At 71.0% G+C, this 14,598-nt stretch carries 11 protein-coding genes; 6 read left to right on the top strand and 5 right to left on the bottom strand.

Translation table 11 applies throughout. The annotated features are described in order from the left end of the window. Positions 1-245 precede the first annotated feature (245 nt). From xdhC to ACIA8F_RS38795, 3 genes are read right to left on the bottom strand one after another with little or no spacing between them, the layout of a single operon-like run. Entirely contained in the window at positions 246-1,109 is an 864-nt protein-coding gene (gene xdhC / locus ACIA8F_RS38805; protein ID WP_399385762.1) for a xanthine dehydrogenase accessory protein XdhC, read from the bottom strand. A 1-nt stretch (position 1,110) separates the two neighbouring features. Next, complete coding sequence (gene xdhB / locus ACIA8F_RS38800; protein ID WP_399385761.1) at positions 1,111-3,528, bottom strand: xanthine dehydrogenase molybdopterin binding subunit; 2,418 nt, start codon at positions 3,526-3,528, stop codon at positions 1,111-1,113. After that, on the bottom strand, positions 3,525-5,012 hold the full coding sequence (locus ACIA8F_RS38795) for a xanthine dehydrogenase small subunit (protein ID WP_399385760.1): 1,488 nt from the start codon (positions 5,010-5,012) through the stop codon (positions 3,525-3,527). The genes xdhB and ACIA8F_RS38795 overlap by 4 nt, the downstream gene beginning before the upstream one ends. Before the next feature lie 469 nt (positions 5,013-5,481). Between ACIA8F_RS38795 and ACIA8F_RS38790 the strand changes: the two genes are divergently transcribed. The 4 genes from ACIA8F_RS38790 (at position 5,482) to ACIA8F_RS38775 (ending at position 10,393) form a co-directional block, all read left to right on the top strand. Next, complete coding sequence (locus tag ACIA8F_RS38790) at positions 5,482-6,120, top strand: pyridoxamine 5'-phosphate oxidase family protein (protein WP_399385759.1); 639 nt, start codon at positions 5,482-5,484, stop codon at positions 6,118-6,120. A 550-nt stretch (positions 6,121-6,670) separates the two neighbouring features. Then, positions 6,671-8,083 carry a family 2B encapsulin nanocompartment shell protein gene (locus ACIA8F_RS38785; protein ID WP_399385758.1) on the top strand — a complete coding sequence of 471 codons (1,413 nt, stop codon included), beginning with the start codon at positions 6,671-6,673 and terminating at the stop codon, positions 8,081-8,083. A gap of 100 nt (positions 8,084-8,183) precedes the next feature. Next, positions 8,184-9,473 carry a family 2 encapsulin nanocompartment cargo protein terpene cyclase gene (locus ACIA8F_RS38780; RefSeq protein WP_399385757.1) on the top strand — a complete coding sequence of 430 codons (1,290 nt, stop codon included), beginning with the start codon at positions 8,184-8,186 and terminating at the stop codon, positions 9,471-9,473. A gap of 14 nt (positions 9,474-9,487) precedes the next feature. Continuing rightward, entirely contained in the window at positions 9,488-10,393 is a 906-nt protein-coding gene (locus tag ACIA8F_RS38775; RefSeq protein ID WP_399385756.1) for a geranyl diphosphate 2-C-methyltransferase, read from the top strand. Positions 10,394-10,460: 67 nt separating this feature from the next. On the opposite strand, the gene ACIA8F_RS38770 is transcribed toward ACIA8F_RS38775, so the two are convergent. Together ACIA8F_RS38770 and ACIA8F_RS38765 are read right to left on the bottom strand one after the other, a co-directional pair. Then, positions 10,461-10,592 (bottom strand): hypothetical protein, encoded by a 132-nt coding sequence (locus tag ACIA8F_RS38770; protein WP_399385755.1) that lies wholly within the window; start codon positions 10,590-10,592, stop codon positions 10,461-10,463. A 201-nt stretch (positions 10,593-10,793) separates the two neighbouring features. Next, a complete protein-coding gene (locus ACIA8F_RS38765; protein WP_399385754.1) occupies positions 10,794-11,204 on the bottom strand; it encodes a Fur family transcriptional regulator in 411 nt (136 codons plus the stop codon). A gap of 332 nt (positions 11,205-11,536) precedes the next feature. Here ACIA8F_RS38765 and katG point away from each other — a divergent pair, with 332 nt between their 5' ends. Continuing rightward, positions 11,537-13,777 carry a catalase/peroxidase HPI gene (gene katG / locus ACIA8F_RS38760; RefSeq protein WP_399385753.1) on the top strand — a complete coding sequence of 747 codons (2,241 nt, stop codon included), beginning with the start codon at positions 11,537-11,539 and terminating at the stop codon, positions 13,775-13,777. Between the two features lie 199 nt (positions 13,778-13,976). Beyond that, positions 13,977-14,423, top strand: coding sequence for a hypothetical protein (locus tag ACIA8F_RS38755; protein ID WP_399385752.1), 447 nt, complete (start codon positions 13,977-13,979; stop codon positions 14,421-14,423). The last annotated feature ends 175 nt before the right edge of the window (positions 14,424-14,598 follow it).

The raw sequence follows: 14,598 nt of genomic DNA, 5'->3' as shown, positions 1-14,598 counted from the left end.
AACACCTCAGCCCGCAACACCCCACCCATACAAGAGGAATGCCCCATCCCAGATGTTCTGCAACAACCTTTAGGGGGTGTCCGCAAAGTGGCGCCTGCCTCGCGACGCCCGGCACGTGCTCTCGGCGCACCGGGCGAAATCCCGAGTACGTCCAGTACACGGGCTTTCGCCCGGCACACCGAGAGCACGCACCGAACGCCGCGAGGGCGCCCTCCGGGCGCCCGGCGCCACTTTGCGGACACCCCCTAGGCCGTGGCCTCCGCCACCCCCGCGACCTCCGCGATGGTGTTCGGAACCGCCCAGTGGCGGTCGCGCTCGAAGGCGCGGAGCAGGTCCGCCGCCACGCTCACCGCGATCGTGGCGGGCTCCTTGCCGGTGATCTCGGTCAGCCCGATCGGGGTCTGGATCCGGTCGATGGTGCCGGCGTCGTGACCGCCCTCGGTGGCCAGCCGCTGCCGGAACCGCGCCCACTTCGCCGACGAGCCGATCAGACCGATGGAGCCGAGACCGGGCGTGCGCAGGGCCGCATCGCACAGCGCGGCGTCCTCGGCGTGGTCGTGCGTCATGATCAGGACGTGGGTGCCGGGCGGCAGCTCCCCGAGCACCGTCTCGGGCAGCAGCGGGGTGTGGTGCACGTGCACCTGCGCCACCGCGTCCGACAGCACACCGAGCCGTTCCCCGGTCAGCATGTCGGGGCGGCTGTCGACGAGGTGCAGGTCGAGGTCGTGGCGGGCCAGGATCCGCGCCAGTTCCAGCCCGACGTGCCCGACACCGAAGACGGCCACCGCCTGCACCACCGGCAGCGGTTCGAGCAGCACGGTGACGGCCCCGCCGCAGCACTGCACGCCGTGCCGACTGGTCACCTTGTCGTTCAGGGCGAACTCCATCAGCTCCGGCTCCGGATCGGCCGCGCCGCACAGCTCGCGCGCCCGGTCGATGGCGACGGCCTCGATGTTGCCCCCGCCGATCGACCCCCAGGTCTCGGACGGCCCCACGACGAGTTTGGCACCGGCCTTGCGGGGTGCGTGCCCGCGCACGGTCGCCACGGTCACGAGCACGCCGGCCTCCCGGCGTGCCCGCAACCGCGCGACCGCGGCGACCCAGCTCATGTCAGACATGGCTCAAAGCGCTTGCATCGGCATCAGCACCGGCATCGGCGGGGGCCCCGCTGCCTGCGGCCACCTGCCCGTCGCCGGGCACACCGCCCTTGCGGACCCCTTCGATCGCCCAGTACACCGCCTCCGGCGTGGCCGGCGAGGCAAGCTCCACGCTGGTTCCGGCCGGCCCGAACTCCGCGGCCGCCTGCCGCAGGGCCTCCCGGACCGAGAAGGCCAGCATCAGCGGGGGCTCACCGACCGCCTTGGACCCGTAGACCGCGCCCTCCTCGGTGGCGTTCTCCATCAGCCTGACGTTGAACGCCTCGGGCATTTCGGAGAAGCTCGGCAGCTTGTACGTACTGGCGGCCTGGGTCAGCAGACGGCCGCGGTTCGGGCCGTCGCCGGTGTCCCAGCGCATGTCCTCCAGCGTCAGCCAGCCCGCGCCCTGGACGAAACCGCCCTCGACCTGACCGATGTCGATCATGGGGGAGAGGCTGTCGCCGACATCGTGGACGATGTCCACCCGCCGGATCCGGTACGCGCCGGTGAACCCGTCCACTTCCACCTCGGTCGCGGCGGCCCCGTACGAGAAGTACTTGAACGGCGAGCCGTGGAACGCCTTCGCGTCCCAGTGCAGGCCCTCGGTCCGATAGAAACCGGCCGCCGAGAGCTGGACCCGCTGGAAGTACGCGGTGCGCACCAGGTCGTCCCAGGCCAGCTCCTTGTCGACGCCCAGGGCGCGCGCGACGCCCTCGACGATGCGCACGTCCGAGGCGTTCGTACCCAGCTGCGTGCCGGCCACCTGGAGCAGCCGCTCGCGGATCTGCTCGCAGGCGTTCTTCACCGCCGCGCCGTTGAGGTCCGCCCCCGCACTGGCGGCTGTGGCCGAGGTGTTGGGCACCTTGTCCGTGCGCGTCGGGGCGAGGCGCACCTTGTGCAGCGGAATGCCCAGCGTGGTCGCGGCCACCTGCAGCATCTTGGTGTGCAGGCCCTGCCCCATCTCGGTGCCGCCGTGGTTGATCAGGACGGAACCGTCCTTGTAGACCAGCACCAGCGCACCGGCCTGGTTGAAGGCGGTGAGGTTGAAGGAGATGCCGAACTTGATCCCGGTCATCGCCAGCGCCCGCTTGGTGTGCGGGTGCGCGGCGTTAAAGGCCGCGATCTCACGCCCCCGCTCCGCCAGGGCGGCGTCGTCCCGGACCTGCTGCCAGATCGCGGAGATCCGCTCGGGGTGGGGGACGGGCTGACCGTACGGCGTCGACTGGCCCTGCCGGTAGAAGTTGCGCTCGCGCAGCTCCATCGGATCCAGTCCGAGCAGCGGCGCGCACCGGCCCATGATGTCCTCGATCACCAGCATGCCCTGGGGGCCGCCGAAACCGCGGAAGGCCGTGTTGGAGACCTTGTTGGTCCGGGCGATGCGGCCGGCGATGCGCGCGTTGGGGATCCAGTAGGTGTTGTCGATGTGGCACAGCGCGCGGGCCACCACGGGCTCGGACAGGTCCAGGCTCCAGCCGCCGTCGGCGGTCAGGGTGGCGTCGAGGGCCTGGATGCGGCCCTCGGCGTCGAAGCCGATCTTCCACGTGGCGTGGAACCCGTGGCGCTTGCCCGACATGGTCAGGTCCTGGGTCCGGTTGAGCCGTACCCGCACCGGCCGGCCGGTGAGCTTGGCGCCGAGCGCGGCGACGGCCGCGAACCCGTGCGGCTGCATCTCCTTGCCGCCGAAACCGCCGCCCATCCGCAGGCACTGCACGGTGACTTCGTGGCTGTGCAGGCCGAGGACGTGGGCGACGATCTCCTGCGTCTCGGAGGGGTGCTGGGTGCTGCTCTGGATGAACATCTGCCCGTTCTCGTCCAGCAGGGCGAGCGCCGCGTGCGTTTCGAGATAGAAGTGCTCCTGGTCGGAGAACTGGAACTCCCCGGTGAACACATGGGCGGAGTCCCCGAAACCGGCGTCCACGTCACCGGTCAGCATCTGGGGGCGGGCGCCGTGGAAGCTCTCGGTTTCGATGGCCTCCCGCAAGGTGATCACGGAGGGCAGTTCGTCGAGTTCCACCTCGACGGCCGCCGCACCGAGCCGGGCCGACTCCAGGGTCTCGCCCAGGACCCAGGCGACCGCATGGCCGTGGAACATGACCGTGTCGGGGAACAGCGGTTCGTCGTGCTTCATGCCGGCGTCGTTGACGCCGGGCACGTCGGCCCCGGTCAGTACGCGGACCACGCCCGGTACGGCGAGCGCCGGCTCGGTGCGCAGCGCCGTGATCCTGCCGTGGGCCTTCATGACCTGGACCGGGTAGGCGTGCAGGACGTCCTTGGTGCGGTGGACCAGGTCGTCGGTGTAGAGCGCCGCACCGGTGACGTGCAGGTTCGCGCTCTCGTGGGGCATCGACAGCCCGACGACGGGCTTTTCGGGACGCTCGGACAACTGGCTCATGACGACACCGCCTCGGTGGTTTGCGCGTACAGCTTGTTCAGGCTCTGGCCGAGCATCGCGGAGCGGTAGAGCGCGCTGGCGCGGTGGTCGTCCATCGGGGTGCCCTCGGACCGCAGGATCCGGGCCGCGGCCTCGACGGTCCCGGCCGTCCAGGGCTCGCCCTCCAGGGCGGCCTCGGTGGAGAGGGCGCGGATCGGGGTGGCGGCCACGCCGCCCAGGCCGATGCGCGCCTTGCGGACGATCCCGTCCTCGATGTCGAGCGCGAAGGCGACCGCCACGCTGGAGATGTCGTCGAAACGCCGCTTGGCGATCTTGTGGAAGGCCGTGACCGGCGACAGCGGCAGCGGGATGCGCACCGCGCGGATCAGCTCGCCGGGACGGCGCACGCTCTGCCGGTAGCCGGTGAAGTACTCGGCCAGGGGGACCTCGCGCTCGCCGTCGGCGCCGGCCAGCAGCAGCGAGGCCTCCAGCGCGAGCAGGACCGGCGGGCTGTCGCCGATGGGGGAGCCCGTCCCCAGATTGCCGCCGAGGGTCGCGCTGTTGCGGATGAGCCGGGACGCGAACTGCGGGAACAGCTCCGCCAGGAGCGGGACGCCGCCGTCGAGGCGGCGCTCGATCTCGGTGAGGGTCTGCGCCGCTCCGATCAGGACGTGATCGGACTCGACGCGCAGCTCCCGCAGTTCGGGCAGCCGGTCCACCGCGACCACGCAACTCGCCTGCCGGGAGCGGATGTTCACCTCGACACCCCAGTCGGTGCTGCCGGCGACCACCACCGCGTCGGGCCGCTCTCCCAGCAGCCGGACCGTCTCCGCGAGGGAGCCGGGCCGCAGGAACTCGCTGTCGTCCCGGGCGTATTCGGTGGCGGCGGCCTCGGGCGCGGACTGCTCGCGGCGCTGCGCCAGCACATCGTCCTCGGCGGGCTCGCCGACGGCGAAGGCGGCATCGCGGATGGGGCGGTAGCCGGTGCAGCGGCACAGGTTCCCGCTGAGCGCGTGCAGATCGAAACCGTTCGGGCCGTGCTCGGAGTCGGTGCTGACGGAAGGCTCCGCCGCCGGGTCCGCCGCCGGGTCGGCGTGTGCGCAGCGGTCGGGCCGGTAGTACTCGGAGGCCATGCTGCAGATGAACCCCGGTGTGCAGTAACCGCATTGGGAGCCGCCGCGGACGGCCATCTCCTCCTGCACGGGGTGCAGCGCGGTGGCCGCGCCGGATTCGTCGACGGTGGCGAGGCCTTCGGAGGTGATGACCTCCTGGCCGTCGAGGGCCAGGGCCGGAACCAGGCAGGCGTTGACCGCCACCCAGTCGGTGGGCTTGTTCACCCCCGGCCGGGCCACGAGCACCGAGCAGGCGCCGCATTCGCCTTCGGCGCACCCCTCCTTGGTGCCGGTGAGCCCGCGGTCGCGCAGGAAATCCAGCACCGTGGTGTGGGCTGCGGCCGGAGCGATCGGTGTTTCTTTCCCGTTGACCGTGATCCGCGCCGCTACCACGGTACGTCCCCGTTTCGGGGCGCGGTCGATCGGACTGTCCTAGTCGCCATGGCAGGAGCTTTCTCGTTCAGTGGCCGCAGCTCGATGTCCCGCGAGCGCGGCGAACCGGCACGCAAGGAGGTGCCGTAAAGGGTGACAGAGTGACGTAAAAGTTCCGGGGCCGCGATCGGGCACGCCGGAAGAGGGGCCGTTCAGCAGCCGTGTGCTACCCGACCCGGAGCCCAGGCGGTCTGGTGAGCGAGGCGAAGCGGTACGGAGATGGTCGACATCCGGGCTTCGCCTCCTTCCAGGGGCTCTCACGTTGGTGCGGTCGAAGTTACGTGCCGAAGTTTGATCGGTCAAGCAGCATTTAGGACGATTCCCTGAAGGTCGCCGCTCGTGGGAGGTGCTCCTTCGTATGCACAACCAGTGGCATAGTCGCGGTGGGGCGGCGGCGGACCGCCGCCGGCGAACAGTCGGAGGCGGAGAAGTGGCTGTGGAATCAGGGGCGTTCGAGGAGATCACCACCGAGGGAGAACTGCGCGAGCTCCTCGGCGAGCCGACTGCGGTGGCCCTGGGCAAGGAACGGCGGACCTTCCGCGAGCACCACGCGCAGTGGATCGCGCACTCCCCGCTCTGCCTGATCTCCACCTCCGCCGCCGACGGCACCTGCGACGTCTCGCCCAAGGGCGACCCGGCCGGTTTCGCCAAGATCCTGGACGACACCACCCTCGTGATCCCCGACCGTCCCGGAAACCGCCGCGCGGACGGCTTCCGCAACGTCCTCACCAACCCCCACGTCGGTCTGCTCTTCCTGATCCCGGGCCGCGGGGACTCCCTGCGCATCAACGGCCGAGCCCGGCTGCTGCGCGACGCGCCCTTCTTCGACGACCTGACCGTCCAGGGGCACCGGCCCACCCTCGCCCTCCTCGTGGAGGTCGAACAGGTCTACTTCCACTGCTCCAGGGCCTTCGTCCGCTCCGCCCTGTGGAAGCCGGAGACCTGGAACCCGGACGCCGCCCCCTCCCGGGCGAGGATCTCCAAGAGCCTGGAGCGCACGCACGAGTCCCTGGAGGCGCTGGAGCGCTACTACGGCCCTTCGTACGACGAGAAGGACATGTACGTCTGACCGGACGGACCGGACGGACCGGATGGCTCGCATGACGGAGCCCCCTGCTCGGCGAACACCGCGATCGCCGGGCAGGGGGCTTCCTTCACCACGTTCCCTGTGACAGCGAGAGCCGCAAGCAGCCCAGGGAGCGGGTGTCCGCAGTCAGTGAACCAGGGATCGGCCCCAGGGGGCGACTGGTCCCGCACACGGAAACCGGCCGGTTCGGCCTGTCCGGACACAGTGAATCATCCAAGAGGTGAATCTGCCAGTACGGCCAGCAGGTGCTATCCATATGGCCTCCACCACCTTGTATGTGCGCATCGCGCCCATGGCGTCGGCCCGGATTGTCGAGAGAGGTCGGCGCGACCCGCCGGTTCCGGGTGCTCCCCCGGCTGGAAATCGTCGGTCTGACAAACAAACCACCTGCGGGGCAGGATCACCAGAACGAAGCAACGGCATCGTTTTTTCACGGTCGGCCGGGGAGTACCGCCGTTACGGTTCCCCGGGATCTGGACGGACGCCCAGACGTTCGCCTTCCTTTACCCGCTGATGAAGGAGAGCTCGACCGATGACTGTTGACACCAGCCCGGAAGCACAGCTGGATCCGCCCAAGCAGTCCAGCCTGAGCACGTCGGCCGCCCGCAACCTTGCCACCACCACGAAGTCCGCCCCGCAGATGCAGGAGATCACCTCCCGCTGGCTGCTGAGGATGCTGCCCTGGGTGGAGACCAAGGGCGGCGCCTACCGGGTGAACCGTCGGCTGACCTACACCGTCGGCGACGGAAGCATCGAGTTCGTCCAGGACGGCGCCCGCGTCCAGGTCATCCCGCGCGAGCTCGGTGAACTGGCCCTGCTGCGCGGCTTCGACGACGACGAGGTGCTGGCGGCGATCGCCGGCCGCTGCGTCCAGCGCGATTTCCGGGCCGGTGAGGTGCTGGTGGAGCGGGGCGCCGCCGCCGAGCAGGTCCACTTGATCGCCCACGGCCGGATCAGCCAGACCTCCGAGGGCAAGTACGGTGACGAGATCTCCGTCGCGGTGCTCGCCGACGGCGACCGGTTCGGCGAGAACGCCCTGCTGGACTCCGACGCCCGCTGGGACAGCACGGCCACCGCCGAAACCCCCGGCACCCTGCTCACGCTCTCCCGCGCCGACTTCGCCGGCATCGTGGCCCAGGCGCCGCACCTCCAGGAGCACATCGAGCGGTTCAGCTCGCTGCCGCAGCAGCGGCAGAACAAGCACGGCGAGGCCGAGATCGCGATGTCGGCCGGCCACACCGGCGAGGCCGACCTGCCCGGTACCTTCGTGGACTACGAATCGAAGCCGCGCGAGTACGAACTCTCCATCGCCCAGACCGTCCTGCGGGTCCACACGAGGGTCGCCGACCTCTACAACGGCCCGATGAACCAGACCGAGGAACAACTCCGGCTCACCATCGAGGCCTTGCGGGAGCGCCAGGAGCACGAGCTGGTGAACAACCGGGAGTTCGGCCTGCTCCACAACGCCTCCTTCAAGCAGCGGATCCAGACCCACTCGGGCCCGCCCACCCCCGACGACATGGACGAGCTGCTCTGCCGCCGCCGCGGCACCAAGCTCTTCCTCGCCCACCCCCGCACGATCGCGGCGATCGGCCGCGAGATGAACGCCCGCGGGCTCTACCCCGACCACGTGGACGTGGGCGGCCAGCAGGTCCCCGCGTGGCGCGGGGTCCCGATCCTGCCGTGCAACAAGATCCCCATCAGCAAGGAGAACACCAGCTCGATCCTCGCGATGCGCACCGGCGAGGACAACCAGGGCGTCATCGGCCTGCGTCAGACCGGACTGCCCGAGGAGTACGAGCCGGGCCTGTCGGTCCGGTTCATGGGCATCGACGAGAAGTCGATCATCTCCTACCTGGTCACCACCTACTACTCCGCCGCGATCCTGGTGCCCGACGCCCTCGGCGTCCTGGAGAACGTCCAGATCGCCCGCCGCAGCGACTGACCGGCCGGCGGACCTGTACGACGACAGCCCGGACCCTCCCGGGCCGGCCGAGCGCGCCCGGGATCCGGGACGGACCACCCACCTCACCAAGGAGTCACGGATGCCCGAGCCCGGGCCTTCCCCGCTGCAGTCGAGCCTGCCCGGCGCCGCTGCCCAGTTCGGAGCCCACGTCCTCGGCAGCGCCCAGGCCCTCGCGTCCGGCGGCCTGCCGGCCGGACCCGCAGTCCCCGGCCGGCCCGCGGCGCCGGCCGGTCCCGTACCGCCCGTACTGCCGGAACCGCCCGCCCCGAGCCCTGCCCTGCAGCGGCTCCTGAGCGGACCCAGCGGTCTGGGCACGGTGGGTCTGCACCCGGCCCGCCGGGAAGAGCCCCCCGCACCCGCGGCGGCTCCGGAGCCCGCGGCTCCGGCGGCCGGAATCCCGATCCCGGGCCTCTACTACCACCCGGTGCCGGAACCGGACCCGGTGCGGGTGGCGGAGGTCAGCCGCCGGATCAAGGCCTGGGCGGTGGACGAGGTCGACCTGTTCCCCGATGCCTGGGAGAACCAGTTCGACGGCTTCCACGTCGGGCGCTACATGGTGGCCTGCCACCCGGACGCCCCCACCATCGAGCACCTGATGGTCGCCACCCGGCTGATGGTCGCCGAGAACGCGGTCGACGACTGCTACTGCGAGGACCACGGCGGCTCGCCCATCGGCCTCGGCGGCCGTCTCCTGCTGGCGCACACCGCCATCGACCCCCTGCACACGACGAAGGAGTACGAGCCCGCGTGGGCCGGGTCGCTCCGGTCGGACGCGCCCCGGCGCGCCTACAGCTCCGCCATGGAGTACTTCCTCCGCCAGGCCACCCCCTCGCAGGCGGACCGGTACCGGCACGACATGGCCCGGCTGCACCTGGGGTACCTGGCCGAGGCGGCCTGGAGCCAGACGGAGTACGTCCCCGAGGTGTGGGAGTACCTGGCCATGCGGCAGTTCAACAACTTCCGCCCCTGCCCCACCATCACCGACACCGTCGGCGGGTACGAGCTCCCGGCCGATCTGCACGCCCAGGCCGCCATGCAGCGGGTCATCGCGCTCGCCGGGAACGCCACCACGATCGTCAACGACCTGTACTCCTACACCAAGGAACTCGCCGCCCCCGGACGGCACATGAACCTTCCCGTGGTGATCGCCGACCGGGAGGGGACCTCCGACAAGGACGGCTACCTGAAGGCGGTCGAGGTCCACAACGACCTCATGCACGCCTTCGAAGCGGAGGCCGCCGCCCTGGCCGCGGCCTGCCCCGTCCCGAGCGTGCTGCGCTTCCTGCGGGGAGTCGCCGTCTGGGTCGACGGCAACCACTACTGGCACCAGACCAATACCTATCGCTACAGCCTGCCCGACTTCTGGTAAGGACGGACCTATTAGTGACCAGCACTGATTTCACCACCGGCACCACCGGCTCCCACGGCGCCGCCCCGGCCCAGGTCGTCATTCCCGGCCCGGCGACCCCCTACCAGGGGGACATCGCCCGCTACTGGAACAACGAGGCCAGGCCCGTGAACCTGCGCCTCGGCGACGTGGACGGCCTGTACCACCACCACTACGGCATCGGCGAGGTCGACCACGCCGCCCTCGGCGACACCGCGGACGCCGCCTACGAGAAGAAGCTGGTCGCCGAGCTCCACCGGCTGGAGTCGGCGCAGGCCGAACTCCTCCTGGACCACCTCGGCCCCATCGGCCGCGAGGACACCCTCGTGGACGCCGGCTGCGGACGCGGCGGCTCGATGGTCATGGCCCACCAGCGCTTCGGATGCAACGTCGAGGGCGTCACCCTGTCGGCCAAGCAGGCCGACTTCGCCAACCAGCGCGCCCGCGAGCTCGGCATCGACGACCACGTCCGGGCCCGCGTCTGCAACATGCTCGGCACGCCCTTCGAGACCGGGCAGGCCTCGGCGTCCTGGAACAACGAGTCGAGCATGTACGTCGACCTGGACGACCTGTTCGCCGAGCACTCCCGCGTCCTGAAGGTCGGCGGCCGGTACGTGACCATCACCGGCTGCTGGAACCCGCGGTACGGCCAGCCCTCGAAGTGGGTCTCGCAGATCAACGCGCACTTCGAGTGCAACATCCACTCGCGCCGGGAGTACCTGCGGTCCATGGCGGACAACCGCCTCGTGCCGCAGGCCGTCATCGACCTGACCCCCGCGACCCTGCCCTACTGGGAGCTGCGGGCCACGTCCTCGCTGGTCACCGGCATCGAAGAGGCCTTCATTGAGTCCTACAAGGACGGGTCCTTCCAGTACCTGCTGATCGCGGCCGACCGGGTCTGACCGCGCCCCGTCAACGGCTCCGGTGCCGGGTCCGCCACGGGGCGGGCCCGGCCCCACCGTTACGGGATCAGGGCAGCAACAGGGCGGCGTGCGCGAGGAATTCCCCTTCGGCTGCGGCAACCTCCAGCAGACCTGTCCTCAGCCGGACCAGGGTCAGCCACCTGATCGACGAGATGGTGCGCGCCGGCCTCGTGGACAAGCTGCCCGACCCGCACGACAAACGGGCCCGTGATCGCCCGTGCGCTGTTCAAGGTCGCCCAGCCCGACTCCGACGTCCAGCTGGGCTGACGTCCACCTCGCACACCGCGCGCCCGGTCTCGTACGGGCGAATTCCGGGCCGGGCCCGCCGCACGGAGCGGCGGGCCCGGCCCGTTTCACGCGGCGGGACCGCCGGCCCGTCTCAGGCGCAGGAGGAGCAGAGCCCCCGGTAGGTGACCTCGACCCCGGACACCGCGAAGCCGAACCGCTGCTCGGCCGGGAGCCCCGCCAGCGGGTCCCCGGTGGGGTGGACGTCGCGGATCAGGCCGCAGCCCGAGCAGACCAGGTGCTGGTGCGGATGGTGCGCGTTGGGGTCGTACCGTTTGGCCCGGCCGTCGGTGGTGACCTCCATGACCTCGCCGAGGGAGACCAGCTCGCCCAGCGCGTTGTAGACGGTGGCCCGGGAGATCTCGGGCAGTCGCTCCACGGCCCGGGCGTGCACCTCGTCGGCCGTGAGGTGCACGTGGTCGCCGTCGAGCACTTCCGCGACGACACGCCGCTGGGAGGTCATCCGCCAGCCGCGCTCGCGCAGCCGCTCCAGCAGGTCACTCATATCGACTCACCGTTTTCGGGTTCGGCGGGGCAGGGCGGCGGGATCCAAGGAATTTACCGCCTGCGGTCCGGGATCCGACGTGATGCGGGCTTGGTGTCGTTCTTGACTTGGATTGCGTCCATCGTAGGATCGGTCGTGTTGATAGCCAAGGGACAGGAACGGTCCGCAGCAGCGCGGAACCGGACGTGAGACCGTCCGTGACGGTGACCGCCCCGGCGTCGGGACGACCGTGAAACCGGGGGCCCGCTGCCGGGTCCCCGTGCCCCGAAGATGTTCCATCACATGCAGTTCCTGATCACCGCGACCGCCTGGTCCGGTCCGGAAGGATTCCCATGTCTGAGAACCATTCTGAGAACCATGATGCAATCGTCACGGACGAGCCGGAAGGCGGCGGGGGCTGCCCGGTCGTGCACACGCGCGCCGCGCACCCGACCCAGGGCGGCGGAAACCACCAGTGGTGGCCGGAGCGCCTGAACCTGAAGATCCTCGCGAAGAACCCCGCCGTGGCCAACCCCCTCGGCGAGGGCTTCGACTACGCCGCGGCGTTCAACACGCTCGACCTGCCGGCGGTCAAGCGGGACATCGCCGAGGTGCTGACCACCTCGCAGGAGTGGTGGCCCGCCGACTTCGGCCACTACGGGCCGCTCATGATCCGCATGGCCTGGCACAGCGCGGGCACCTACCGCATCAGCGACGGCCGCGGCGGCGCCGGCGCCGGCCAGCAGCGCTTCGCCCCGCTCAACAGCTGGCCGGACAACGTGAGCCTCGACAAGGCCCGCCGCCTGCTGTGGCCGGTCAAGAAGAAGTACGGCCAGAGCATCTCCTGGGCCGACCTCATGATCCTCACCGGCAACGTCGCCCTGGAGACGATGGGCTTCGAGACCTTCGGCTTCGCCGGCGGCCGCGCCGACGTCTGGGAGCCCGACGAGGACGTCTACTGGGGCCCCGAGACCACCTGGCTCGACGACGAGCGCTACACCGGCGACCGCGAGCTGGAAACCCCTCTCGGCGCCGTCCAGATGGGCCTCATCTACGTCAACCCCGAGGGCCCGAACGGCACCCCGGACCCGCTCGCCGCGGCGCGCGACATCCGCGAGACCTTCCGCCGGATGGCGATGAACGACGAAGAGACCGTCGCCCTGATCGCGGGCGGCCACACCTTCGGCAAGACCCACGGCGCAGGACCCTCCGAGAACGTGGGCGACGACCCCGAGGCCGCCCCGATCGAGGCCCAGGGCTTCGGCTGGGCCAACTCCTTCGGTACGGGCAAGGGTGGCGACACGATCACCAGCGGCCTGGAGGGGATCTGGACGAACACCCCGATCGCCTGGGACAACACCTTCTTCGACATCCTCTTCGGCTACGAGTGGGAGCTGTTCAAGAGCCCCGCGGGCGCCCACCAGTGGCGGCCGAAGGGCGGCGCCGGGGCGGGCACCGTACCCGACGCGCACGACCCGTCGAAGACCCACGCTCCGACGATGCTCACCACCGACCTCTCGCTGCGCATCGACCCCGCCTACGAGCAGATCTCGCGCCGCTTCCACGAGAACCCGGCCGAGTTCGCCGACGCCTTCGCCCGCGCCTGGTACAAGCTCACCCACCGCGACATGGGCCCGATCGTCCGCTACCTCGGCCCCGAGGTCCCCTCCGAGTTCCTGCTGTGGCAGGACCCGCTCCCCGCGCCGACGCACTCGCTCGTGGACGACGCGGACGTCGCCGCCCTCAAGGCCGAGGTCCTCGCCTCGGACCTCTCGGTGTCCCAGCTCGTCTCCACCGCCTGGGCGGCCGCCTCCTCCTTCCGCGGCAGCGACAAGCGCGGCGGCGCCAACGGCGCGCGCATCCGCCTCCAGCCGCAGAGCGGGTGGGAGGTCAACAACCCCGACGAGCTGGCCACCGTACTGCGCACCCTGGAGGGGATCCGCGGGGCCTTCAACTCGGCCCAGTCCGGCGGCAAGGAGGTCTCGCTGGCCGACCTGATCGTCCTCGCGGGCGGCGCGGGCGTCGAGCAGGCCGCCAGGGACGCCGGCGTCGAGATCCAGGTGCCGTTCGCACCGGGACGCGTGGACGCCTCGCAGGAGCAGACCGACGTGGAGTCCTTCGCCGCGCTGGAGCCGGCCGCCGACGGGTTCCGCAACTACCTCGGCAAGGGCAACCGCCTGCCGGCCGAGTACCTGCTGCTCGACAAGGCGAACCTGCTGAACCTCAGCGCTCCCGAGACCACCGTCCTCGTCGGCGGCCTGCGCGTGCTCGGGGCGAACCACCAGCAGTCGCCGCTCGGTGTCCTCACCGCGACCCCCGGGGCGCTCACCAACGACTTCTTCGTCAACCTGCTCGACCTGGGGACGACCTGGAAGCCGACCTCCGAGGACGCGAACACCTTCGAGGCCCGTGACGACGCCACGGGCAAGGTCAAGTGGACCGGCAGCCGCGTCGACCTGGTCTTCGGGTCGAACTCCGAGCTGCGCGCGCTCGCGGAGGTCTACGCGAGCGACGACGCGAAGGAGAAGTTCGTCAAGGACTTCGTCGCCGCCTGGACCAAGGTCATGAACCTGGACCGGTTCGACCTCGTCTGACCCTCGTTCCGACCCGGGCCGGCCGCGCACCCCGCGGCCGGCCCGCGCCGTTTCGGGCCGCTGCACCTCCGCGCTGCGGGCGGTGGCCGCAGCCGCGCGTCACACCGGGTGCGTTGCCACCGCGGGTGCGCGGAGACCGGCCCCGGCGGATACTGGGCGGCGTGGGGGAACCCCGTCCGCCGACATCCTGGAGGCTCCCATGCTCCATCGGCCTACCACCCGCCGGGGCGGGCTGCCCCTCGCGGCGGGAACCGCACTGGTACTCGCCCTGACCCTCCCGGCCTCTCCGGCTACGGCAGCCGTCGGCGACGTACAGGTCGCGCTGAGCACACCCGGCGACGGAGGACGGCTCGTCGGCGCCCCGGTCAAGCTCATCACCTCCCCGCAGGACGGCCGTTGCTACACCCTCGCGGAGGTCTTCCCGGAGGCTCCCGAGGGAAGCTCCTTCGGCTCGGTCAGCAACCACAGCTCCTCGGCCGTCTTCCTCTACGCGGCGGAGAACTGCGGGGGACCCCCGTACAGCGCGACCCCCCTCGGCCCCGGCGAGGGCGTGCACGGCGCCGCGCTCCACTCGTTCAAGATCAAGCCCGGAGCGTCACTGGAGACCCCGCCCGCCGCCCCGCCGGCCGCCCCGCCGGCCTCCTGAGGGCCCGGCGCGGCCACCACCCTCCCGCCTAGGCCGAACATGAACACCGCGCCGGGTGTGGGGGGGGGGGGGGGCCCCCCCCCCACCGCGGGGGGGGGGGGGGGGGGCCGGCCGCCTTGGGGGGGGGCCCCCGCCCCGGCGCACCCCGCCCGGGGGGGGCCGAGGGGACGGGGAG

Origin of the sequence: Streptomyces sp. NPDC051563 (assembly GCF_044454225.1) — a bacterium.
In the GTDB taxonomy this organism is placed as follows: domain Bacteria; phylum Actinomycetota; class Actinomycetes; order Streptomycetales; family Streptomycetaceae; genus Streptomyces.
This window is presented reverse-complemented; position numbering and strand designations above follow the sequence as displayed.

What these genes read in the sequence shown, in the direction of transcription:
- ACIA8F_RS38785 (WP_399385758.1), top strand. Translation starts at nt 6,671, where the DNA reads ATGACTGTTGACACCAGCCCGGAAGCACAGCTGGATCCGCCCAAGCAG.
- ACIA8F_RS38755 (WP_399385752.1), top strand. Translation starts at nt 13,977, where the DNA reads ATGCTCCATCGGCCTACCACCCGCCGGGGCGGGCTGCCCCTCGCGGCG.
- xdhC (WP_399385762.1), bottom strand. Translation starts at nt 1,109, where the DNA reads ATGAGCTGGGTCGCCGCGGTCGCGCGGTTGCGGGCACGCCGGGAGGCC.
- ACIA8F_RS38765 (WP_399385754.1), bottom strand. Translation starts at nt 11,204, where the DNA reads ATGAGTGACCTGCTGGAGCGGCTGCGCGAGCGCGGCTGGCGGATGACC.
- ACIA8F_RS38780 (WP_399385757.1), top strand. Translation starts at nt 8,184, where the DNA reads ATGCCCGAGCCCGGGCCTTCCCCGCTGCAGTCGAGCCTGCCCGGCGCC.
- katG (WP_399385753.1), top strand. Translation starts at nt 11,537, where the DNA reads ATGTCTGAGAACCATTCTGAGAACCATGATGCAATCGTCACGGACGAG.
- xdhB (WP_399385761.1), bottom strand. Translation starts at nt 3,528, where the DNA reads ATGAGCCAGTTGTCCGAGCGTCCCGAAAAGCCCGTCGTCGGGCTGTCG.